The organism is Aureimonas sp. CAS (assembly GCF_059838215.1).
This window is the reverse complement of record NZ_CM187563.1, coordinates 3,362,763-3,385,171: the sequence shown is the minus strand read 5'-3', so window position 1 is coordinate 3,385,171 and position 22,409 is coordinate 3,362,763. Positions and strand designations below refer to the sequence as shown.

The window sequence follows — 22,409 nt, the reverse complement described above, 5'->3', positions numbered from 1 at the left end:
CTTCCTTCTCCCCCGTGGGGAGAAGGTCCCGGCAGGGGGATGAGCAACTATGTCGTTGGGACGGTTTGCGCGGTCCATGGCTGCTGTCTTTGCAGGACCAGATTGGCGGCCTCGATGAGCTTTCGCATGACGGCGACGATGGCGACCTTCGGAGGCTTTGCGGCCTGGATCAGTCTCTCGGCGAAGGCCTTGAAGCCGGGGTCGCAGCGCTTGGCGGCGATGGCGGCGAGATAGAGCATCCGGCGCGGACGGGCCCGGCCGCCGCCGATGACGCTTCGGCCCCTCCATTGCCCCGACTGCCGGTCGAGCGGAGCCACGCCGAGCAGGGCGGCCGGTTGACCGCGCCGCATGGCGCCGAGCTCGGGCATGCGGATCAGCAGGCTGGCGGCCACGATCGGCCCGACGCCCGGCAGGGACAACAGCAGGCGGTAGCGCGTCAGAAGATCGGGGCGGGCCTTGATCCGGGCGAGGATATCGCTCGCCAGCCTGACCTTGAGACGCGAAAGGCTCCCGATTTCCTGGCCCAGCCTTTCGACGAGGTCGGGCAGATCGACATGCTCCATGAAGGTCTTCAGGTCGGCGACCTTGTCGGTGATGTGCTCATAGGCGGTCAGGCGTTGTGCCAACTCGACCAGGAGCGGGTCCCGAGCGGCCCGGACCGTCTCGACCTGAACCGTCGCCGCCGCGATCAGGACCGCGTCCAGCCGATCGGTCTTGGCCTTCCAGCGCTTGAGCCGCGCAAACAGCCGAACCTCCAGCGGCTGATGGACGATCACCTGAACGCCCTCGGCTTCCAGTCTCGAGCGGGCCGCCCGCTCGTAGCCGGCCGTCGCCTCCAGCCCCGCGCGGACCACGCCCTCTTCGGCCAGCCAGACCGCAAGCCCTGTCAGGCCCGCCTCGTCATTGGCAAACCGGCGCGTCCCGTCCCGGCCGTGGATCGCCACGTCCAGCCAGAACTTCCCCACATCGATTCCGGCGACTTTCGTGTTACGCTGTGCCCGTTCCATCGACCCATCCTTGTGGCTTCGGACCCGTTCGTCCCTGCAACCATCCGGGTCATGAAACGTCGGCGGCGGCCCTGCTCATCCTCAGCGCTCGACGCTCAGGGCTTATCGGCCCCTCCGCCAACAGCCCGCTTGGCGTTGGAGCGCCAAGCGGGCGTCCCGGAAGACAGAAACAGCTTACAACATCCAGGCACAGACAAGGGCTTCGGAGGGCGCATCGCCGATGCACGGCTCAGCGCGCGCTGCGGCTTCATGCCCTCACCCGGCCGCTGCGCGGCCACCCTCTCCCGCAAGCGGGAGAGGAATGGCGCCTCTTTCTGATCCCGATCCTTCGCCGCTCCGAGCCTCAGGCCGGCGCGCGGGCCTCGTCGGCGGTGCGGCGGATCTCGGCGACGAGGTCGGGCTCCAGGCCCAGCCGCGCGGCCAGCATGTCGAGATAGGCGCGCTCGGCCGGGTGGTCGGCGTCCACCGCGATCATCGAGGCGACATAGACCTCGACGGCCACCTCCGGCGTCTGCGCCCGCGCGACGAGGTCGTCGATGGTCTTCGGCCGGCGCATCTCGTCCATCAGGAGGCCCTTGGCCTCGGAATCGAGCTGCAGATCGTCGACGCGGCCGAAGATCGCCTTCTCCTCCTCCGCGTCGATGTAGCCGTCGGCCTTGGCGGCGGCGATCATGGCCGAGAGAAGCAACCGCGCCCGCTCGTCCGCCTCGTTGGGCGCGGGAAGGAAGGTCGTGCCCTCGGCGGAGGGAACCGCCTCCTCCACCGGGCGCGGCAGGGCGCGGGGCTGAGGGGCGCCGGTCGGCACCGTGTGCGCGGCGCCCGCCTGCGAGGCCCCGCCGGCCCGGCTTTGCGCCTGGTAGTTGGTCCAGGCCTTGTAGCCGAGGCCCGCGACGAGGGCGAGGCCGCCGACCTTCAGCGCCGTGCCGCCCATCTTCTTCATGCCCTTGTCGCGCAGGAGGTAGCCCGCGAGCCCGCCCGCCAGCGCGCCGGGAATGTGGCTCGAAAGGCCGCCGCCCCCGCCGCCAAGCTTGCCGGCGATGTCCGACAGGCCGCCCGAGAAGCCGCCGCTCTGCCCGGCCGCGCCCGTTCCGCCGAGGGCGCCGCCCAGAAGCTGCCCCAGGCCCTCCTGAAGCGTGTTGCCGGTGGAGGCCCGGCCCGTGCCGGCCTCGGGGCTTCCGACGCTCTGGCGCGCCGCGCCGGAGCCGAGAAACTGGTCGAGAAGTCGCTGCGCGTCGATCATCTATCCGCGATCCTGATCATCGGTCGTGGGCAGTTGGGGTCGCGGTCCGCCGATGGCAAGACGCGACGGCGCGCGCGCTCCTCAGCGCTTGTCCTCGGGCAGAGGCTCCAGCGAATGGCGCTTCAGCAGCGGCACCTGCGCCATCATGAAGGCGATGGTGATCGGCATCGTGCCCCAGACCTTGAAGGCAACCCAGAAGTCGGTCGAGGTCAGGCGCCAGACGACCTCGTTGAGGACGGCGAGGAAGATGAAGAACAGGCCCCAGCGGAAGGTGAGCTTGCGCCAGCCCTCGGCGTCGAGCTTGAAGGCCTGGTCGAAGACGTAGCCGAGGAGCGACTTGCCGAAGAAGAGCCCGCCGAGAAGGATCGCGGCGAAGATGCCGTTCACGATGGTCGGCTTCATCTTGATGAAGAGCTCGTCCTGCAGCCAGAGGGTCAGGAGGCCGAAGACGACGACGAAGACGCCCGAGACGAGCGGCATGACGGGAAGCGTGCGCGTCATGGCGTAGGAGACCGAAAGCGCGATCACCGTCGCGCCCATGAACAGGCCGGTGGCGACGAAGAGCGGCCCGCCCATGGCGCCGAGCGCCGGGACGGTCTCCACGATCCATTCGGCGCGGTTGTTGGCGAAGAAGAAGACGAGAAGCGGCCCGAGTTCGAGTGCGAACTTCAGGATCGGGTTCATCTCCGGCTTGGCCGGCGCGTTCGGCGCCCGTTCGAGAATGCGCTCGCTCATGGTCTCAGATCTCTCGTCTCGTCGTCGCCGCGGCCGTTCTCTCGCCGCATCGTCCTCGGCCGGCGCGTCCGCGCTCCGGCCGAACATGCTCTGGCTGGCGAAAGCGCCGAATTTCAGGTGGTGCCCGGCGCGGCGGCATGGCGGAGGAACGGCGCGGGGTCGGCCTCCGGGTAGGTGCCGGGCACCAGCACGTCCCGCCCGACATTGCGGATGTCGCGGTGGCCGCAGAGCGCCATGGTGACGTCCAGCTCCTTGGCGATGATCTCGATGGCCTTGGTGACGCCCGCCTCGCCGCCCGCGCCCAGGCCATAGAGGAAGGCGCGGCCGATGAGGACGCCGCGCGCCCCGAGCGCCACTGCCTTCAGCACGTCCTGCCCGGTGCGCACGCCCCCGTCCATCCAGATCTCGACCTTGGTCCCGACGGCCTCCACGATGGCGGGAAGCGCGGCGATGGAGGAGAGGGCGCCGTCGAGCTGCCGGCCCCCGTGGTTGGAGACGATGATGGCGTCCGCGCCGATCTCGGCGGCCTTGATCGCGTCCTCGGCGTCCAGAATGCCCTTCAGGATCAGCTTGCCGCCCCAATAGTCGCGGATTTCGGCGACGTCGTCCCAGGAAAGGGCCGGGTCGAACTGCTCGGCCGTCCAGGAGGAGAGCGAGGACATGTTCGAGACGCCCTTGGCGTGTCCGGCGATGTTGCGGAAGGTGCGCCGCTGGGTCTTCGCCATGCCGAGGCACCAGTGCGGCTTGGTGGCCAGATTCAGGATGTTGGCGAGCGTGGGTTTGGGCGGCGTCGTCAGCCCGTTGACCACGTCCTTGTGGCGCTGGCCGAGAATTTGCAGGTCGAGCGTCAGCATCAGCGCCGTGCAGCCCGCCGCCTTGGCCCGGTCCATCAGCGAGCGCGCGAAGTCGCGGTCGCGCATCACGTAGAGCTGGAACCAGAAGGGCTCGGGCGAATTCTCCGCCACGTCCTCGATGGAGCAGATGCTCATCGTGGAAAGCGTGAAGGGAATGCCCGCCTTGGCGGCGGCGCGCGCGGCGTGGATCTCGCCGTCGGCATGCTGCATGCCCGTCAGGCCCGTCGGGGCGAGGGCGATCGGCAAGGCGACCTCCTGCCCGATCATCGTGGTCTTCAGGGAGCGATCGCGCATGTCCACCGCCACGCGCTGGCGCAGGCGGATGGCGGCGAAGTCCGTCTCGTTGGCGCGGTAGGTGGTCTCCGTCCAGGAGCCGGAATCGGCATAGTCGTAGAACATCTTCGGAACCCGGCGCCTGGCCTTGATCCGCAGATCCTCGATCGTCGTCACCACCCGCGCCATGTCGCACATCCTCTCCCGTTCGGGACCGTTATAGAAGGGGAGGGAGCCCCGTCATAGCTCGCCCGGCGCGCCCGTGCGGCCCGCGATGGCGTCCGCGAAGTCGCGCGCGCTGAACGGCTCCAGATCGTCGATGCCCTCGCCGACGCCGACGAAGAAGACCGGCAGCCTGTGGCGGGCGGCGATGGCGACGAGGATGCCGCCGCGCGCCGTGCCGTCGAGCTTGGTCATGACGAGGCCGTTGACGCCCGCGACGTTGCGGAAGATCTCCACCTGCTGGAGCGCGTTCTGACCCGTGGTCGCGTCCAGCGTCTGGAGGACCGTGTGCGGCGCGCTCGGCTCGCGCTTCTTCAACACGCGCACGATCTTCTCCAGTTCGGCCATCAGCTCGGCCTTGTTCTGCAGGCGACCGGCCGTATCGACGATCAGGACGTCGGAGCCGTTGGCGACCGCCTCGTCATAGGCCTCGAAGGCAAGACCCGCCGCGTCCGCGCCGATGGCCTTGGCGACGACCGCCGAGCCGATGCGCTCGCCCCAGATCTTCAGCTGCTCGACGGCGGCGGCGCGGAACGTGTCGCCCGCCGCCAGCGTCACCTTCATGCCCCCGGCCACGAGCTTGGCCGCGAGCTTGCCGATCGTCGTCGTCTTGCCGGTTCCGTTGACGCCGACGACGAGGATGACGTGCGGCTTGTGCGACAGGTCGAGCTCCAGCGGCATGGCCACCGGCAGAAGCGTCTTCTCCACCTCGTCGGCCAGCACCCGGCGGACCTCGGCGCCGGAAATCTCCTTGCCGAAGCGCCCTTCCGACAGACGGTCGGTGATGCGCGTCGCGGTCTCCACGCCTAGATCGGCCTGGATCAGCACGTCCTCGAAATCCTGCAGCGTCTCCTCGTCGAGGCGGCGCTTGGTGAAGAGCGAGGCGATCTGGCCGGAGAGCTGACCGGAGGAGCGCGACAGGCCCTCGCGCAGGCGCTGGAACCAGCTCGTCTGCGTGACGGCGGCCGGGGAGGCGATCGCCCCCGGCGCCGCCTCGCGAACGCGCCAGCCCTCGCCGGACGCGGGCGGGGGCGCCGGGATCGGCGCGACGCCCGGAAGATCCGACAGCGGACCGGCCGCGCCCGCGTCGATGCGGTCCGGCTCGCCCGCGAGCGGGTCGGCGGAGGGCGCCTCGGCGGCCGTCCTCGCCGGAGCGGAGAGGGCCTCGTCCTCCTCCGGGTCCAGAGGCGCGTCGAGCCAGGCGAACTCGTCCCGGTCCACATCCTCCTCGGGCGCGAAGATCGTTTCGGAGGCGGAAGGATCGTCCGTCGCCGGAATACCGCCGTCGGCGAGGATCATCTCGCGTTCGGCAGGCGCGATCGCAGGCTCGTCGTTCGACTCGGCGGCGGCGGGGGTCTCGGCGACCGGGGCTTCGAGGAAGGAGAAATCCGCCTTCGGCTCCTCCTCCGGCACGGTCGGCTCGTCGAGGAAGGAGAAATCGTCCGAGCCCCCGTCCGGCACCGGCTCGGAGGCGACATCGTCCTCGCCTTCCGGGGGAAGCGGCGCGTCGAGGAAGGCGGTGCCGGAGACGACGGGCTCGCCTGGTTCGGACGGCGGCAGCTCTTCGCCCGCCACGGTCCATCTGGAGACGGGCGAGGCCTCGCCCGGATCAGTCAGGAATTCGGAGTTTTTTTTCCGCCGAGCCGCCGTCGTGGGGCGGGGATGCGGGGTGCAGCGGTTCGATGCCGCCCTCGTCGGAGGCGCGCGGATCGGCGCCCGCCTCGGTGTCGGCGTTGGAGGAGGCGGCGGCGAGCTGGTGCGCGTCGTTGTCCGGGGCCTCGGGGGCCTTCGTCGCGATATCGGGCGCGGCGACGAGATTCTCGGCCTCGGCGCGGCGATCGACGTCGGGCTGCGTTCCGCCCGGATGGGGCTCGGGCTTCTGCCCGAAGGAGAAGATGCGGCGGAAGAAGCCTCCCTGCTCGGCCATGGGGTTCGGTTCCTTCTTCTCTTGCAATCCGGGCCGCTCGGGCGACCGTGTCGATTCGGGGCCGTCTCAGGCGGCGAGGGGCGCGCCGACGAGCCGGCCGTCTCTCGCTCCGGTGATCATAGTGCCGACGATCTCGCCGGGGAGGCCGTGCGGCAATGAGACGAGGGTGAAATCCTCGGCGCGGCCCAATCCCTCGCGCTCGACCAGGACGCGCTGGACCGTGCCGACGCGGCTCGAAAGATGGCGCTCGACGGCCGCCGCCCCGGCCTCGCGCAGACGCGCGGCGCGCGCCTTGCCGACGCTCTTCTCCACCTGCGGCATGCGCGCGGCGGGCGTGCCCTCGCGCGGGCTGAACGGAAAGACGTGGAGATGCGTCAGGCCGCATTCCTCGACGAGGGCCAGCGTGTTCTCGAACATCGCCTCGGTTTCGGTCGGGAACCCGGCGATGAGGTCGGCGCCGAAGACGATGTCGGGCCGCGCGGCGCGCATGTCGGCGCAGAAGCGGATGGAATCCTCGCGAAGATGCCGGCGCTTCATCCGCTTCAGAACCATGTCGTCGCCCGCCTGGAGCGAGAGATGCAGATGCGGCATGACGCGGGCTTCGGAGGCGACGGCCTCGACCAGCGCCTCGTCGGCCTCGACGGAATCGATGGAGGACAGGCGCAGCCGCTCCAAGTCCGGCACGTGGCGCAGGATGGACTGGACGAGGATGCCGAGCTTCGGCGCGCCGGGCAGGTCCGCGCCCCAGCTCGTCATGTCCACCCCCGACAGCACCACCTCGCGGTAACCGTTGGCGACGAGGCGCCTGATCTGGTCCACCGCCGCGCCCATCGGCACCGAACGCGAGTTTCCGCGACCATAGGGGATGATGCAGAAGGTGCAGCGATGGTCGCAGCCGTTCTGGATCTGGACGATGGCGCGGGCGCGGCCCTCGATGGCGTCCACCATGTGGCCGGCGGTCTCCGACACGCTCATGATGTCGTTGACGAGGATCTTTTCGGAGGCCGAGACGCCGAAATCGGGCAGGCGCCGGTAGCTGTCGCTCTTGAGCTTCTCCTCGTTGCCGAGGACGGCGTCCACCTCGGCCATCCCGGCGAAGGCGTCCGGGTCGGTCTGCGCGGCGCAGCCCGTGACGACGATCCGCGCCTCCGGGTTCTCGCGCCGCGCGCGCCGGACGGCCTGGCGCGCCTGACGCACGGCCTCGGCGGTGACGGCGCAGGAATTGATGATGACGGCCTTCTCTGCGAGGCCGAGCCCGGCGGCCTCGGCTTGCGCGCGCATCACCTCGCCCTCGTAGGTGTTGAGCCGGCAGCCGAAGGAGACGATCTCGACGCCGCTCATGCCGGCACCGCGTCGGCGTCGCGCTCGAACGCGCCGGTTTCGGGGTCGAGGCGGCCGGACCATTCCCATTCGGACGGGCCGGTCATGACGACGTGATCGTCCTCGCGCCAGTTGATCAGGAGATCGCCGCCCGGAACGGTGACGGTGACGCGCCGCCCGGTGCGGTTCGTGCGCGCGGCGGAGACGGCGGCGGCGCAGGCGGCGGTGCCACAGGCTCGCGTCAGCCCCGCGCCGCGCTCCCAGGTGCGGATGACCATGGTCTCGCGCCCCGTCACCTGCGCGATGGTGATGTTGCAGCGCTCGGGAAAGAGCGGGTGATTTTCTAGGATCGGGCCGAAGCGGTCGAGCGCGTAGGACCAGACGTCCTCGCCCACCCAGAAGACCGCGTGCGGATTGCCCATGGAGACGACGGAGGGCGAGTGCAGGACCGGCGCATCGATCGGGCCGATCTGCAGCTCGATCGCGCGCGTGTCGGCGAACTCCTCCGAAAGCGGGATCCTGTCCCACGTGAAACACGGGCGTCCCATGTCGACCGAGACGAGGCCGTCCTCGTGCTCCTTCGCGAAGAGGAGCCCGGCGCGGGTCTCGAAGGTGAAGTCGCGCTGGCCCGTCTCGGCTGCGAGCGCCTGGACGACGCAGCGCGTGCCGTTGCCGCAGGCGCCGGCCTCCGAGCCGTCGGCGTTCAGGATGCGCACGAAAGCGTCGGTTCCGTGCGTGACGGGGTCGTGCACCGCCATGATCTGATCGAAATGCGTCTCGGATCGGCCGGCGAGGGCGCGCGCGGCGTCGGGCGTGATCCGGTCGGCCCGGCCGCGCAGATCGGCGACCAGGATCTCGTTGCCGAGCCCGTTCATGCGCGCGAAGGGCACGCCGTTGCCAGAGACCTGATCCGCACTGTCCGTCATGGCCGCCTATATGGCAAAGGCCGGGCCGGGACGCCACCCGTCCCCGGCCCGGCCGGTCTCAGCGCTGGCCGAAGCTCGCCGCGCGGAACAAATCCTTCGCCTCGCGCGGCTGCGAGCGCCAGTATTGCGGGGGCGCGTCCACCTGCGCGCCGAGCTCGGCCGCGGCATGCCAGGGCCAGCGCGGATCGTAGAGAATGCCGCGCGCCAGGGCGACCGCGTCGGCCTCGCCGTCGGCCACGATGGCCTCGGCCTGCCGCGCCTGCGTGATCAGCCCGACCGCGATGACGGGGATCGAGACCGCCGCCTTCACGGCCTTGGCGAAGGGCACCTGATAGGAGGGGCCGAGCGCGATCTTCTGGTTCGCGGCGACGCCGCCGGACGAGACGTGGATCGCCGCGCAGCCGCGCGCCTCGAGCGCCTTGGACAGGGCGATGGTGCTGTCCAAATCCCAGCCGCCCTCCACCCAGTCGCTGGCCGAGAGCCGCACCCAGACCGGCTTGTCCCCGGAGAAGGCGCCGCGCACCGCATCGAAGACCTCGATCGGGAACCGCATGCGGTTTTCGAGGCTCCCGCCATACGCGTCGGTCCGCCTGTTGGCGACCGGCGAGAGGAACTGGTGCAGGAGGTAGCCGTGGGCGCCGTGGACCTCGATGCCATGGAAGCCGAGCCGGTCGGCGCGACGGGCCGCCTGCGCGAAGTCGCGCCGGACCTTGTCGAGCCCTTGGGCGTCGAGCTCGTGCGGGGCGACCTCGCCCTCGCCGTGCGGCACGCTCGATGGCGCGACCGTCTCCCAGCCGTTCGGCTCGCCCGGCGCGATCTGCGCGCCGCCCTCCCAGGGCGCCCGGCTCGACGCCTTGCGGCCGGCATGGGCGAGCTGGATGGCGAGCGGCATCCGGGAGAAGGTGCGGATGCCCCGGATCAGGTCGGCGAAGCCCGTTTCGGTCGCCTCGTCGTAGAGGCCCGTGTCGCCCGGCGTGATGCGCGCCTCCGGCGAGACGCCGGTCGCCTCGACGATGAGGAGCCCCGCGCCCGACATGGCGAGCTGGCCGAGATGGGCGCGGTGCCAGTCGCCCGGCACGCCGTCCTTGGCCGAATACTGGCACATCGGCGCGATGACGATGCGGTTGGGCAGGGCCAGCGTGCCGATCGTCATCGGCTCGAACAGTCGGCTCATCGGGCAGGTCTCCGTGAAAGGAGCCTTCATGTCGCGCTCGTTCCGCCCGCGATCAAGCCCCGACGGAGAGGCGCGTCACCGACCGTTTGCGGGCGCCGTCACCTCGAACACGGCCAGAACCGCGCGATGGTCCGACGGCCAGGGCTCCATGGCGACGTCGGTCATCGGCCCCGCCTCGCCGAGAACGGAGGCGTCCCTCAAATCGATCCGCGAGCCGCGGAAGAGGACGAAGTCGATGCGGTCGTGATGGTCCTGCGGGTCGTCCGCGCTCGTCGTCGGCGTCCAGGTGTGGCCGGGCCTTGCGACCTCGTCCGGGTGAAGCGTCCGGTAGGCGTCGCGGAAGCCGAGCTCCTCCAGCCGGCGCGTCGTCGGGAAGGCGACCGCGATCGGGTGCAGGCCCGCATCGGCGGCGGCCTGCGTCCAGTCGAGATGCGAGGGCTCGTTGAAGTCCCCGACGAGGATCGTCGGCAGGTCGCCGCCCTCGGCCAGATCCTCGGCGAGGGCGTCGATCGCCGCGCCGCGCGTTTCCTCCGCGGCACGGATCGCCTCCTCCGCCGTGTCGAGGAGCGGGGCGTCGCGATAGGGGATGTGAAGAAGCTGGTAGGGCTGGTACGGCGCCGACATCAGATGGAGGTTGCAGAAGCGGACGGGCGCGGCCGGCGTCGTCAGCGTGACGCACATCTCGTTGGCGGCGAGCCGATCGACGGGAAGGCGGGTGAGAATGGCGCTGTGGCTCCAGGCGCCGTCGTTCTCCCTGGTCTGGTCGACCATCTGCCAGCCGAGCCTTCGCGCGATCTCCTGCGCCGAATTGACCGCGAAGGCCTCGCCGCGCTCGTCGAAGGTCATCTTCTCCTGGATGCCGACGACATCGGCGCCGCTCTCCTCGATTACCGCGACGGTGCGCTCCAGCGAATCCTCCGTCAGCGTCGCGCCCCAGTAGATGTTGAAGCTGAGGACGGAGAGGGTCTCGGCGCGAGCCGGCAAGGCGAGGGCTGCGAAAGCGAGGCCGGCGACACCGGCCAGAGCGAGGGAACGGGCGGGCATGGGAAGGCTCCTGAAGATCCGGGCGAGCCTCCCTAGTCGGCTTCCATGACAGGCGGGCGACGCTTCCCCCTTGGTCAGTTCTCCCAGTCGGTGCCGATCGGGTCGCGCTTGAGCCTGCGGCCCTCGGCCTCGATCTCCTCGGCCTCCTGGCGGTCCTCCTCGTTCGCCTCGTCCGGCATGTCCAACTCCCCGCCCTCGGCCTTCGTCAGGGCCAGCTTGAAGTACATCGGGAAATGGTCGGACCCGGCGGGGTCGAGACGGTCCATGGCGATGAGCTGGAACCGGCGGTCGTGGAAGAGGTGGTCGAGCGGCCAGCGCATGAAGAAGTAGCGGGCGTCGAAGGTGTTGTAGAAGCCGCGCCCGACGCGCGGGTCGAGCAGGCGCGACAGGCGCTGGAACATGCGCGTCGTGTTCGACCAGGCGACGTCGTTGAGGTCGCCCGTGACGAGGCAGGGCAGCGGCTCCTGCGTCACCACCTTCGCCACCGTGACGAGCTCGGCGTCGCGCCCGAGCGAATCCACGTGCGGCACCGGCGGCTCGGGATGGACGCAGATCAGCCGGAAGCGCTGACCGTCGCGCAGGACGATGGTGGCGTGGATCGAGGGAATCTCGTCCATGACGAGATACTCGACCTTGGCGTCCGCGATCTCGAGCCGCGAGAAGAGGATCATGCCGTAGGCGTTGGAGAGCGGGTGAGCGACGACGTTCGGGTGCGTCTGCGCCAGCGGCTGCAGCGCGTCCACCCACTTCTGGTCCGTCTCCATGAAGAGCATGAGATCGGGGTCGGGCGAGCGGGCGCTGTCCATGGCGCGGGCGAAGTTCGTGTTGGATTCCTTCACGTTGAAGGAGACGAGCGAGAAGGTGTCGGGGCCGTTCTCGTCGCCCTCGAAGCGCCGGGTCTCGGGTTTGCGGACCGGGGTGAACTGCAGGATGGTCGCGGCCTGCGCCACGATCACGCTGACCAGCGAGGCGACCATCAGACTGTCGAGCCAGCCTTCCTCCACGAAGACGAAGACGGCGAGCAGGACGAGGATCGCGACGACGATGATCTGAAGGCGGGGGAAGGAGAAGACCCGCACGAAGCCGTGCGCGATGCGCAGGAACGAGATCGCCGTCGCGGCGACCAGCAGCGCCGTCAGGATCGCCAGTGTCGTCGTCATTCCCGCCCCTCTCGCCCCGCGTGCCGGCCGCACCCTCCAATCTGGGATGATCCGCGCGAGCGACAACGCGCAGGATGCGGGGCGCGATCCTCCGCAGGCCCATATTCGCGCCGTTCGGCCCGACGCGGCGGGCGAACCTTGACTTTCGGCCCCCGATGGTCTTCAAGCGCGGCGATATCCGCGTTCCTTTGTCCGCGACCCGCCGACCACGCCCCTTGCCGCAAGGCCGAGCCGCGTGGAGGTCAACCTCCGCCAGCGAGTTTCGCCCGCGGAGGACGCACCGCTTTGTGCGTTCCGGTCGAAGGCGGCGCGGAGGGTCCCCATTTGCAAGGGCGGCCGCCCGAACGAATGGAAAGGTGAAGCGTCATGTTCCAGTCCCTGCAGGACCGCCTCGGCTCCATCCTGAACGGCCTCACGGGCCGCGGGGCGCTGTCCGACGCCGATGTCCAGGCGGCGCTGCGCGAGGTCCGCCGCGCGCTGCTGGAAGCCGACGTCGCCCTCGAGGTCGTGCGGTCGTTCACCGACCGGGTCCGGGAGAAGGCCGTCGGCGCCGAGATCGTCAAGTCGATCAAGCCCGGCCAGATGGTCGTCAAGATCGTCCACGACGAGCTGGTCGCCACGCTCGGCTCCGAGCAGGTCGCGATCGACCTGAACGCGCCGGCCCCGGTGACGGTCATGATGGTCGGCCTCCAGGGCTCGGGAAAGACGACCACCACCGGCAAGATCGCCAAGCGCTTCACCGAGCGGCAGAAGAAGCGGGTCCTGATGGCCTCGCTCGACACGCGCCGCCCGGCCGCGCAGGAGCAGCTGCGCGTGCTCGGCGAGCAGACGGGCGTCGCCACGCTGCCGATCGTCGCGGGTCAGGGCCCGGTCGAGATCGCCGCGCGCGCCGCCCAGGCCGCCCGGCTCGGCGGCTACGACGTCCTGATCCTCGACACCGCCGGCCGCACGCATATCGACGAGCCGCTGATGGTCGAGATGGCCGAGATCAAGGCCCGCTCGAACCCGCACGAAATCCTCCTCGTCGCCGACAGCCTGACCGGCCAGGACGCGGTGAATCTCGCCCGCTCCTTCGACGAGCGCGTCGGCATCACCGGCATCGTCCTGACCCGCGTCGACGGCGACGGGCGCGGCGGCGCCGCGCTCTCCATGCGCGCCGTCACCGGCAAGCCGATCAAGCTGATCGGCACCGGCGAGAAGATGGACGCGCTGGAGGACTTTCACCCCTCCCGCATCGCCGACCGCATCCTCGGCATGGGCGACATCGTCAGCCTCGTGGAGCGCGCCGCCGAGAACATCGACGCGGAACGCGCCGCGGCGATGCAGAAGAAGATGCAGTCGGGGAAGTTCGACCTGAACGACCTCGCCGACCAGATCGGCCAGATGCAGAAGATGGGGGGCCTGGGCGGCATCATGGGCATGATGCCCGGCGTCGCCAAGATGAAGGACCAGATCGCGGGCGCCGGGCTCGACGACAAGCTGCTCAAGCGCCAGCTCGCGATCATCTCCTCCATGACGCCCTATGAGCGGGCCAACCCGGACGCGCTGAAGCATTCCCGCAAGAAGCGCATCGCGGCGGGCTCCGGTACCACCGCCGCCGACCTCAACAAGCTCCTGAAGATGCACCGCCAGATGGCGGACATGATGAAGGCGATGGGCGGCAAGGGCGGCAAGGGCGCCGGCATCATGGGCAAGCTCATGGGCGGGCTCGGCGCCAAGATAGGCCTGCCGGGAGGGGGAATGGGCGGAATGCCGGGCGGCATGCCGGACCTCTCCAAGATGGACCCCAAGCAGTTGGAGGCCATGGCCAAGGCCATGCAGGGCGGCGGAATGGGCGGCCTGCCGCCGATGCCGCCGGGGCTGGGCGGAATGCCCGGCCTGCCCGGCGGCGGCTTCCCCGGACTTCCGGGCCTGCCCGGCAAGAAGAAATAGGGCGGCTGCGCCGTCTCTAGCGAAGACCGAAGACATCAACGAAACCGCCGGCTCGGCCGGCTCGATCTCAGAACGTAAGGACATAAAATGCCCCTGAAGCTCCGCCTCGCCCGTGCCGGCTCCAAGAAGCGCCCCTACTACCACATCGTCGTCGCCGACGCCCGTTCGCCGCGCGACGGCCGCTTCGTCGAGACGGTCGGCTCGTGGAACCCGATGCTCCCGAAGGACGCCGAGCGCGTCACGCTGAAGGAGGACCGCGTCAAGCACTGGCTCGCCGAGGGCGTCCAGCCGACCGACCGCGTGCTGCGCTTCCTCGACAAGGCCGGCATCGCCAACCGCGCCGAGCGCAAGAACCCGACCAAGGCCCTGCCGGGCAAGAAGGCGCAGGAGCGCGAGGCCGAGCGCAAGCAGCGCGAGGAAGACGCCGCCGAGGCCGCTGCCAAGGCCGCCGAGGCGCCCGCCGAGGAGACGGCCGGCGAAGAGGCCTCGGCCTGATCGCGGACCGCGACTGACGCAAAGAGAGCGGCGCCTTCGGGCGCCGTTCGCATTTTAAGGAATATAGTTTAGTGGATGGGGCCCGAAGCATCGGGGCGACCGTCGAAGGCAACGTCCGGACCGCCGATGCGAAGCGTTGAAGGGTCGAAGCCCGCCATGCCCCATTCCCTTCCCGAACGAGATCCCGGGCCCGGCGCGGACGCTCAGCCCGCACCGGCGGACATGTTCGAGCTGGCGCCCGTGCCGCTCTGGCTGGAGGACTACAGCGGCATCCTGGCCCTGTTCGAGGGATGGCGGGCCGAGGGCGTCCTCGATCTTCGCGCCTTCCTGAACGCCGATCCCGGCCGGATCGCGCAATGCTCCGGGGCGATCCGGATCCTTGCCGTGAACGCGCGGACGCTGGCGCTCTTCGGCGCGCGCGACGTGGACCACCTGCGCGCCAATCTGGGCGTGGTCTTCGCCGAGGCGATGCTGCAGTCGCATCTGGAGGAGCTGGTCCAGCTCTGGGAGAACGGCGCCTCCTTCGAGAGCTCGGGCGTCAACCACGCGATCGACGGGCGGCGCCTCGACATCCAGGTCCGGGGCCGAATCCTGCCGGGGCATGAGGCCGACTGGACCCGCGTCCTCGTCTCGACGGAAGACGTGACGGCGCGCGAGACGGCGCGGCGCGACCTCGCCGCGTCGGACGCCTACGCCAAGGGCCTGTTCGAGCATTCGCCCATCTCGCTCTGGGTCGAGGACTTCTCGGCGGTGAAGACGCTCCTCGACGATCTGCGGGCGCGGGGCATCAGGGACTTCCGCACCTTCACCGACGTGACGCCCGAATTCGTCTCGCGCTGCATGAGCGAGATCCGCGTCATCGACGTCAATTCCCATACGCTGGAGCTGTTCGGCGGGGCCTCGAAGGACGCGCTTCTGGCGCGCCTCGACGAGGTGTTCCGCGACCGGATGCACGGCCATTTCCGCGAGCAGCTCGTCGATCTGTGGAACGGCAAGCTCTTCCAGGTGCGCGAGGTGGTGAACTACGCGCTCGACGGGGAGGAGCTCCACCTGCACATGCAGTTCTCGGTCCTGCCGGGCCACGAGGAGGACTGGTCGCTGGTGCAGGTGGCGATGACCGACATCACCGCCCGCAAGAAGGCCGAGGCCTATCTGGAATATCTCGGCCAGCACGACGTCCTGACCAAGCTGCACAACCGCTCCTTCTTCGTCGACGAGATGAACCGGCTGGAGCGCAAGGGCCCCTGGCCGGTCGCCGTCCTCGTCGCCGACCTGAACGGGTTGAAGGAGGTGAACGACGGTCTCGGCCATGCGGCGGGCGACGAGCTCCTGCGGCGGGCCGGCGAGGTCTTAGGCGAGGCGGTGCGGCGCCCGGCGACCGCCTCGCGCATCGGCGGCGACGAGTTCGTCATCCTCCTGCCCAACGCCCGCGAGGAAGACGCGCAGGGGCTGGCCGCCGAGATCGACAAGCTGATCGAGATCAACAACACCTTCTCCACCGGAACCGCGCTCTCGCTCTCCTACGGAACGGCGCTGGCCGAACGGGGCGCGCGGCTGGAGGACGCGGTCAAGAGCGCCGACCTTCGCATGTATGCCGCCAAGCAGGAGTTCTACCGCCTGCACACGCGGGGCGGGGGCCCCCGAGGCGGTTCTCCCCTCGTCTGACGCGCCGCGCGCCGAGCCCGGCCGCTCGCCCGGACGCCGTCCGCGCTTCGGGCCGAGGGCGCCGACAAGGGGAACCGTTGCGCCCGACGCCTGTTCTCCCCGCCAGGGACGTTTTCCGATGGGAGAATTTCAGTGAAGCTTCTCGTTGCCCTTTGCGCCACCGCCACGCTCGCCGCCGCGCTGCCGGCGGCCGCCCAGACCACCACGACGACGACGACCGTGACGGAGACGACGACCGTCGAGGTGCCCTCGACCGTTCGCACCTACGTGACCGAGCAGACCGTTCCCTCGGTCGTTCTGGAAGGCGAGCTCGTGCGCGGCGAGGTGCTGCCCGAGACCGTCGAGGTCATCGCGATCCCGGATCAGCCGGACTACGGCTATGCGATCGTCAACGACCGCCGCGTGATCCTCGACCCGAACACGCGCACGGTGATCGAGGTCTACAACTGATCGAGCGCCGAAAGCGCCGATCGACGAAGGGGAGCGCCCGGCGCTCCCCTTTTCGCGTTTCACCGGTCCCGTATCCGAAAGCGATCAACCGAGATCGACATCCATCTCGATCTCGTCGACATGATCTATCAGATCCTCGGGGTGGACGGGTTCTCATCATCTGAGAATCCGGGTCCGTTACTCGCTCGAACTCTTCCGCCGATATAATTCGGTCGCCACGCTCCCAAGCTGCAATTTGATCGCGCGAAAATCCGGAGCGGTCGGCAAGTTCCGCAACAGAAAGACCTTCCGCAAGCCGATATCTCCGAACCTTTCGCCCTATTGCAGCTTTCTCAAGCTGCTCTGCGGTCCAAGAAGGATTATCCTCATCGACCGGAGGTGGCGTCGGGCCTGCGCTGAGCGAAAGATTCACTCTAACCATTCCGGTACCTCCGCGCTTCGTGAGGCTCCGCCGGTCGCGCGCTTATGAGGCGGCACACCGTTTCGTCCTCTCGCATCGTATAGCATATGCTGTAGAGCCGCGTGTCCACCAGAGCGATGATGACCTCCGAAACTCGTGATCCCTTTCATCGAACTCCGCCCGGTGTAGGCTTTCGATATCGTCAAATCCGGGGAGTATATCGGGGAAGGATACTCGATGCTTTTTGATGTTCTTTTCCAGCTTCTTGTCGTCCCATTCAAAGCTCACCCAGCCCAATGACCGAGTTTCCCTTGGTTCCAACCGCAACTGCGTCGTCCCCCATTCCTCTCAACAAACTGAAGATATGACACAATCGGAGCGGGTGGAAGGTCGAGTATTCGTATCAGGACGCTCAAGATGTGCTTTACGGGGCAACCCTCCCTGTTGAAGCCTCGCCAGGCGACTTTCAACTCAGACGCCAGCTTCTTTCGGCCCGGCAGAAGGCTCGGCCGACAAGCTGGTTCCTGCGCCGCGTCCGATGCGCTAGAAGCGCGCCAACAGACCCAAACGGCGCCCGTCCTCCATGTCCGCAAAACCCCCCGTCGACGATCCCGTCCTTCTCGCCACGATCGGCGGCGCGCACGGCATCCGCGGCGAGGTGCGGGTGAAGAGCTTCACCGAGGACCCCGAGGATGTCGGCGCCTACGGCCCGCTCTTCGACGCGCGGGGCAACCGCTACACGGTCAAGTCCGCCCGCGCGCAGAAGAACGTCGTCGTCGTGCGCTTCCAGGAGGTCTCCGACCGCAACGCCGCCGAGGCGCTGAACGGCACCGAGCTGTTCGTGGCGCGCGCCAGCCTGCCGGCCGAGGGCGAGGACGAGTTCTACCATTCCGACCTCGTCGGCCTCGTGGCGCGCACGACCGGGGGCGAGGTGATCGGCGAGATCGTCGCCTTCCACGATTTCGGCGCGGGCGACATCCTGGAGATCGCGCCGGAGGGCGGCAAGTCGGTGATGATCCCCTTCACGATGGAAGCGGTGCCGGAAATCGACCTCGATCTCGGCCACATCGTCGTCGAGCCGGTCGCGGCGGGGCTGCAGGACGCGGTGGAGGTCCGCGAGGGCGACATCGAGGAGGAGGGCAAGCCATGATCATCGTCTCGGGAACGCTCAGGCTGCGCCCCGAATCCGTCGCGGCCCTGCGCGCGATCGCCGAAGTCACGCTGCGCGAGACGCGCAAGGAAGAGGGCTGCATCCTCTATTCCTTCGCCGAGGATCTTCTGGAGCCCGGCCTCATCCGCATCTACGAGGAGTGGGAGACGATGGAGGCGCTCGACGCCCACGGCCGGACCCCGCACATCGAGGCGTGGCGCGAGGCGGTGAAGGCGGAAGGCCCGCTCGGCCGCGAGCTGAAGACCGTCGAGGCCGGCAAGACCGCGCCGCTCGACTGACGCTTCCGCCGATGTTCCGCGCCTCCGTTCTCACGCTCTATCCCGAGATGTTCCCCGGCCCCTTGGGCGTCTCGCTCGCGGGCCGCGCGCTGGAGCGCGGCGACTGGGCGCTGGAGACGACCTTCATCCGCGAGTTCGGCGAGGGACGGCACCGCACGGTGGACGACACGCCCTCGGGCGGCTCGCCCGGCATGGTGATGCGCGCCGACGTTCTGGCGCGGGCCATCGACGCGGCGTCGCCGCAGGGCGATCCGCGCCCGCGCCTTCTGATGAGCCCGCGCGGGCGCCCGCTCGACCAGCGCTTCGTGCGCGAGCTCAGCCAAGGGCCGGGCGCCGTCATCGTCTGCGGACGCTTCGAGGGCGTGGACGAGCGGGTGATCGAGGGGCGGAGCCTCGTCGAGGTTTCGGTCGGCGACTACATCCTGTCGGGCGGCGAGATGGCGGCGCTTCTCCTTCTCGACGCCGTGGTGCGGCTCATTCCCGGCGTCATGGGCAATGCGCTGTCGGGCGAGACGGAGAGCTTCGAGGGCGGGCTTTTGGAGCATCCGCACTACACGCGGCCGGCGGTCTGGGAGGGACGGGAGATCCCCCCGGTTCTCTCCTCCGGCGATCACGGAGCCGTGGCGCGCTGGCGGCGGGCCGAGGCCGAGCGGATCACCGCGGCGCGTCGTCCGGACCTTCTGCGCCGGTCCTGACGCTCTCGACCTTCGAAATCTACGCGTCGGGCTTTCCGGAATTCGCCTCCGATCTCCGGGCCGACGCCGTGGGCGTGAAGATCGACCAGAGCCGGCGCTCGCGCGGCATGCGGATGCGCTCGCGCAGCCAGGTGAGAAGCCCCGCGAGGATGATGATCGCGATGCCGACGAAGGACAGGGCGTCCACCGGCTGCTCGAAGACCAGATAGGTGAAGGCGACCGCCCAGATCATCTGGGAGTATTGCGGCGGGGCGATGTGGCTCGCCGCCGCGCGGCGCGCCGCGACCATCAGGACGGCCTGCGCGATGGCGGCCAGCGCGCCGTAGACGAAGAGCCAGAGCACCTGCCGCCCGTCCGGCACGACGAAGGTCGGCAGCATCAGGGCGCCGTTGATCAGGAAGGGCCCGACGAGGCCGGCGCCGAAGAGCGAGATGCGCTTCTCGCGCGGGCCGATATAGCGGTAGATCACGACCGAGGTCGCGGCCGAGAGGCCGGCGGCCACCGCCGCCACATGGCCGATATCGAGCACGCGGAAGCCCGGCCGCAGGACGACGAGCACACCGACGAAGCCGAGCACCACCGCCGCCCAGCGCCAGGGGCCGACCTGCTCCTTCAGGAACAGGACCGAAAGCACGGTCACGAAGAGCGGCATCAGGAAGATGAGCGCGAAGGCCTCGGGCATGGGCAGGCGCGTGAAGGCGACCACCGCCGTCAGGCCGCCGAGCGTCTGGGCAAGGGCGCGCCCGATCCAGAGCGGCCAGGAGACGGTGGAGAAGACGTCCGTCAGCCTTTCGCCCTTGCCCGCGATGATCGGCAGCAGGAAGAAGCCGAGCGCGGCGCCGGTGAAGGCGACCTGCGCGGTGGGGATCGTGCCGCCGAGAAGCTTGATCGCCGCGTCCGAGATGGCGAAGAGGCCATAGGCCACGAAGGCGAGGAAGACGCCGCTGCTCATGGGGCCGGTCTTTCAAGCGAGGGCAGGGGGCAAGCGAGGGCAGGGGGCAGGCGAGGGCGAAGAGAGCCAGATCGCCGCGACCCCTCGCACCGATCCGGGGGCCGTTCAACCCTTGGGCGGGAACACTGCGCCGGCGAGGGTTCGGGATCGCAGGGGCCGATCGTCCGCCCGAGGGCGCGAAAAGAAAAGGCCCATCGGGGGAGGACCGATGGGCCTTTTATCCATGCTCGCCGTCTGGGAGGATCTGGCGAGCGATCCCGGGTGGCTGGGAGGAGGATGCCACCGGGGATATGCGATGCACTATGCCGCGGTCGGCGGCGTCGAGGCAGTGGTCCTGCTGCATGGCACCCATGCGCTCACCAGATCGCAAGCTCGCCGCGCCGCCGCCCTCGGGGAGCCCGCGCGGCCCGCCGGACCGGCTCAGCCGGTGACGAAGTAGTAGGCCGCGAGCGACAGGCCGACGATGACGACGAAGCCGCGCACGTAAGGCTGCGGCACGCGCTTGGCGAGCCACACGCCGAGATAGCCGCCGAGCGCCACGCCCGGCATGGCCGACAGCGCGAAGGGCCAGGCGACGATCCCCCCGGAGACGAAGACGAGGATCGCGACCAGCGAGATGACGTTGGACAGAAGGTTCTTGATAGAGTTCAGGCGGTGGTAGTCGCCCCGGATCGTCAGGCTGAGCGTCGCCAGCATGATGATGCCCATGCCGGCCTGGAAGAAGCCGCCGTAGATGGCGGTGAAGAACTGGACGATCGGGCTCTTCCAGTCCGCGCCGGACGGCTCGGGCGCACCCTCCGCCCGGGGCTTGGGCTTGAGATAGGGACCACCGGCGAAGATGGCGGTGGCCGCCAGCAGCAGCCAGGGGACGAGGACGCGGAACTGCTCGTTGTCCATGTTGACGAGGATGAAGGCGCCGCCGAGCGAGCCGGCGATCGAGACGAGCGCCAGGACGAGGGCCGAGCGCCAGATCTTCTTCAGATCGCTCCAATAGGCGAGCGTGGAGGTGACGTAGCCGGGAAACTGCGAGACGGCAGAGCTGGCGGTGGCCGAGATCGGCGGCAGGCCGGCCAGCGTGTAGGCCCCGAACGTCAGGAAGGTGCCGCCCCCCGCGATGGCGTTGATGGCGCCCGCAAAGAGCCCGGCGAGGAAGAGAAGGGCGATGGTGAGAAGGTCGAGCCCGAGAAACTCGATCGTCGCGATGTCCATGGGCCTGGGCCTCCCCTCGGCCCCTGTCGCAAAGGCGGCCTTATCGTTTGCCGCTGGCGATAGCGCGGGCCCGCGGCGCTGGCAATGGCGGGGAGCGGCGGGCGGATCGGGCCGGGCGTCGGGGGGGGGGCGTCTCTCGACAGGGCGTCGGCTTTGGTGTAGGAGCCCGCGCGTCCCTCGACAAAAACTTGACCGTTCAATCGGCCATGACCGGCTTGAAGCCGGCATGAAACCAAGACTGAGGCCTGACCCATGGACATCATCGCCGAGCTGAATGCGGCCGAAACTGCCCGCATTGACGCCATCCGCACCCTTCCCTCCTTCTCCCCGGGTGACACGCTGCGCGTCAACGTGCGCGTCACCGAAGGCACGCGCACGCGCGTCCAGGCCTATGAGGGCGTCTGCATCGCGCGCTCGGGCGGCGGGCTGCAGGAGAACTTCACCGTCCGCAAGATCTCGTATGGCGAGGGCGTCGAGCGCGTGTTCCCGGTCTACTCCCCGATGGTGGAGTCGGTCGAGGTCGTGCGCCGCGGCCGCGTGCGCCGCGCCAAGCTGTATTACCTGCGCGATCGCCGCGGCAAGTCGGCCCGTATCGTCGAGGCGACCAACGCCCGCGCGCGCAAGCTGAACGACGACGCCCGCGCGGTGGCCGCCGAGGAGCGCGCCAAGGCGCAGGCCGACAAGCAGGCCGCCAAGGCCGACGCCGCCGAGTAAGGCGGGGCGATCTTCGCTGTCGTTCGAAGGGCGGTCCGAAAGGGCCGCCCTTTTCGTTTGGGAGGGGGCGGCTTGGATCGTGGGTCGGCGGTTCGGATCGGGGGTCTGCGGCAGCTCGCCCCCCTCTGCCCTGCCGGGCATCTCCCCCTCATGGGGGGAGATCATTCGCTGGAATGACCGCTTCTCCTGGAAGAGCCTTGGCAGCGGAAGCTGCGATCTCCCCCCTTGCGGGGGAGATGGGCGGCAGCCCAGAGGGGGGTGCATGAGGCACGACCGGCTGAAACCCCGAGCACCGTCCACCGTTGTCGGCGCAGTCTGGAACTGGTAAAATCGCGCCCATGACGGTCAATTCGAACAGCAGCTGCCGACTGCCGACGACGCTGGGCTTCTCCCCGCTCGACGATCGCCGTCGCCTGCCCGGCCGCTTCTTCTACCGCGCGCTCACCGCACCGGGCCTCTGACCGGCGAGGGCGCGCCGCGCGCCCGATCCGACGCGTTCAGACCGAAGAATGACGCCCGTCGCGAACCGCCTCAGCCGGCGGCGCACGCGAGGGCAGGAGACCCGA

The 22,409-nt window shown here is 69.3% G+C and carries 23 protein-coding genes and 1 pseudogene; 10 read left to right on the top strand and 14 right to left on the bottom strand.

Translation table 11 applies throughout. The features are described 5' to 3' along the window. Positions 1-47 precede the first annotated feature (47 nt). The 11 genes from AC6R2M_RS16300 to AC6R2M_RS16250 all read right to left on the bottom strand — a co-directional run bounded on the left by AC6R2M_RS16300 (position 48) and on the right by AC6R2M_RS16250 (position 11,882). Entirely contained in the window at positions 48-1,007 is a 960-nt protein-coding gene (locus tag AC6R2M_RS16300) for an IS110 family RNA-guided transposase (protein ID WP_500481999.1), read from the bottom strand. A 343-nt stretch (positions 1,008-1,350) separates the two neighbouring features. After that, entirely contained in the window at positions 1,351-2,247 is an 897-nt protein-coding gene (locus tag AC6R2M_RS16295) for a tellurite resistance TerB family protein (RefSeq protein ID WP_500483938.1), read from the bottom strand. A gap of 81 nt (positions 2,248-2,328) precedes the next feature. Then, a complete protein-coding gene (locus AC6R2M_RS16290) occupies positions 2,329-2,982 on the bottom strand; it encodes a septation protein A (RefSeq protein ID WP_500483937.1) in 654 nt (217 codons plus the stop codon). 113 nt (positions 2,983-3,095) lie between these two features. Next, on the bottom strand, positions 3,096-4,298 hold the full coding sequence (locus AC6R2M_RS16285; RefSeq protein WP_500483935.1) for an alpha-hydroxy acid oxidase: 1,203 nt from the start codon (positions 4,296-4,298) through the stop codon (positions 3,096-3,098). Between the two features lie 51 nt (positions 4,299-4,349). Further along, the gene (ftsY, locus tag AC6R2M_RS16280; RefSeq protein ID WP_500487630.1) at positions 4,350-5,792 is read right to left on the bottom strand and encodes a signal recognition particle-docking protein FtsY; all 1,443 of its coding nucleotides are present in this window, start codon (positions 5,790-5,792) and stop codon (positions 4,350-4,352) included. A 148-nt stretch (positions 5,793-5,940) separates the two neighbouring features. After that, positions 5,941-6,258, bottom strand: coding sequence for a hypothetical protein (locus AC6R2M_RS16275; RefSeq protein ID WP_500483933.1), 318 nt, complete (start codon positions 6,256-6,258; stop codon positions 5,941-5,943). Positions 6,259-6,324: 66 nt separating this feature from the next. Beyond that, positions 6,325-7,599, bottom strand: coding sequence for a tRNA (N(6)-L-threonylcarbamoyladenosine(37)-C(2))-methylthiotransferase MtaB (mtaB, locus tag AC6R2M_RS16270; protein WP_500483931.1), 1,275 nt, complete (start codon positions 7,597-7,599; stop codon positions 6,325-6,327). Beyond that, positions 7,596-8,504, bottom strand: a complete 909-nt coding sequence (gene dapF, locus AC6R2M_RS16265) for a diaminopimelate epimerase (protein ID WP_500483929.1) — start codon at positions 8,502-8,504, stop codon at positions 7,596-7,598. Before dapF ends, mtaB begins: the two co-directional genes overlap by 4 nt. Before the next feature lie 58 nt (positions 8,505-8,562). Next, positions 8,563-9,678, bottom strand: a complete 1,116-nt coding sequence (locus AC6R2M_RS16260; protein ID WP_500483927.1) for an NADH:flavin oxidoreductase/NADH oxidase — start codon at positions 9,676-9,678, stop codon at positions 8,563-8,565. Positions 9,679-9,753: 75 nt separating this feature from the next. Beyond that, positions 9,754-10,722 (bottom strand): endonuclease/exonuclease/phosphatase family protein, encoded by a 969-nt coding sequence (locus AC6R2M_RS16255; protein ID WP_500483925.1) that lies wholly within the window; start codon positions 10,720-10,722, stop codon positions 9,754-9,756. Positions 10,723-10,796: 74 nt separating this feature from the next. Next, a complete protein-coding gene (locus AC6R2M_RS16250; protein WP_500483923.1) occupies positions 10,797-11,882 on the bottom strand; it encodes an endonuclease/exonuclease/phosphatase family protein in 1,086 nt (361 codons plus the stop codon). A 366-nt stretch (positions 11,883-12,248) separates the two neighbouring features. Here AC6R2M_RS16250 and ffh point away from each other — a divergent pair, with 366 nt between their 5' ends. From ffh to AC6R2M_RS16230, 4 genes are all read left to right on the top strand, one after another. After that, on the top strand, positions 12,249-13,814 hold the full coding sequence (ffh, locus tag AC6R2M_RS16245) for a signal recognition particle protein (RefSeq protein ID WP_500483921.1): 1,566 nt from the start codon (positions 12,249-12,251) through the stop codon (positions 13,812-13,814). 87 nt (positions 13,815-13,901) lie between these two features. Beyond that, the gene (gene rpsP, locus AC6R2M_RS16240; protein ID WP_500483919.1) at positions 13,902-14,309 is read left to right on the top strand and encodes a 30S ribosomal protein S16; all 408 of its coding nucleotides are present in this window, start codon (positions 13,902-13,904) and stop codon (positions 14,307-14,309) included. Between the two features lie 156 nt (positions 14,310-14,465). Then, positions 14,466-15,974 (top strand): sensor domain-containing diguanylate cyclase, encoded by a 1,509-nt coding sequence (locus AC6R2M_RS16235; RefSeq protein WP_500483917.1) that lies wholly within the window; start codon positions 14,466-14,468, stop codon positions 15,972-15,974. Positions 15,975-16,154: 180 nt separating this feature from the next. Continuing rightward, positions 16,155-16,424, top strand: coding sequence for a DUF1236 domain-containing protein (locus AC6R2M_RS16230; RefSeq protein WP_500487629.1), 270 nt, complete (start codon positions 16,155-16,157; stop codon positions 16,422-16,424). Here AC6R2M_RS16230 and AC6R2M_RS16225 read toward each other — a convergent pair. Further along, positions 16,363-16,845, bottom strand: coding sequence for a helix-turn-helix domain-containing protein (locus AC6R2M_RS16225; RefSeq protein ID WP_500483915.1), 483 nt, complete (start codon positions 16,843-16,845; stop codon positions 16,363-16,365). The genes AC6R2M_RS16230 and AC6R2M_RS16225 overlap by 62 nt on opposite strands. Before the next feature lie 562 nt (positions 16,846-17,407). On the opposite strand from AC6R2M_RS16225, the gene rimM reads away from it, so the two are divergent. From rimM to trmD, 3 genes are read left to right on the top strand one after another with little or no spacing between them, the layout of a single operon-like run. Next, complete coding sequence (gene rimM, locus AC6R2M_RS16220; protein WP_500483913.1) at positions 17,408-17,974, top strand: ribosome maturation factor RimM; 567 nt, start codon at positions 17,408-17,410, stop codon at positions 17,972-17,974. Continuing rightward, complete coding sequence (locus AC6R2M_RS16215) at positions 17,971-18,273, top strand: putative quinol monooxygenase (RefSeq protein ID WP_500483911.1); 303 nt, start codon at positions 17,971-17,973, stop codon at positions 18,271-18,273. The genes rimM and AC6R2M_RS16215 overlap by 4 nt, the downstream gene beginning before the upstream one ends. An 11-nt stretch (positions 18,274-18,284) precedes the next feature. Continuing rightward, positions 18,285-18,968, top strand: coding sequence for a tRNA (guanosine(37)-N1)-methyltransferase TrmD (trmD, locus tag AC6R2M_RS16210; RefSeq protein ID WP_500483909.1), 684 nt, complete (start codon positions 18,285-18,287; stop codon positions 18,966-18,968). Positions 18,969-18,987: 19 nt separating this feature from the next. On the opposite strand, the gene AC6R2M_RS16205 is transcribed toward trmD, so the two are convergent. Then, positions 18,988-19,920 carry a DMT family transporter gene (locus AC6R2M_RS16205; protein ID WP_500483907.1) on the bottom strand — a complete coding sequence of 311 codons (933 nt, stop codon included), beginning with the start codon at positions 19,918-19,920 and terminating at the stop codon, positions 18,988-18,990. A 208-nt stretch (positions 19,921-20,128) separates the two neighbouring features. On the opposite strand from AC6R2M_RS16205, the gene AC6R2M_RS16200 reads away from it, so the two are divergent. After that, the gene (locus tag AC6R2M_RS16200) at positions 20,129-20,359 is read left to right on the top strand and encodes a hypothetical protein (protein WP_500483905.1); all 231 of its coding nucleotides are present in this window, start codon (positions 20,129-20,131) and stop codon (positions 20,357-20,359) included. Here AC6R2M_RS16200 and AC6R2M_RS16195 read toward each other — a convergent pair. Beyond that, positions 20,341-21,129, bottom strand: a complete 789-nt coding sequence (locus tag AC6R2M_RS16195; protein WP_500483903.1) for a sulfite exporter TauE/SafE family protein — start codon at positions 21,127-21,129, stop codon at positions 20,341-20,343. The genes AC6R2M_RS16200 and AC6R2M_RS16195 overlap by 19 nt on opposite strands. A 252-nt stretch (positions 21,130-21,381) precedes the next feature. Here AC6R2M_RS16195 and rplS point away from each other — a divergent pair. Both rplS and AC6R2M_RS16185 read left to right on the top strand, forming a co-directional pair. Next, positions 21,382-21,840: pseudogene (rplS, locus tag AC6R2M_RS16190) on the top strand (50S ribosomal protein L19); the annotation flags it as partial. Positions 21,841-22,181: 341 nt separating this feature from the next. Next, positions 22,182-22,304, top strand: a complete 123-nt coding sequence (locus AC6R2M_RS16185) for a hypothetical protein (RefSeq protein WP_500483901.1) — start codon at positions 22,182-22,184, stop codon at positions 22,302-22,304. Positions 22,305-22,409 lie beyond the last annotated feature (105 nt).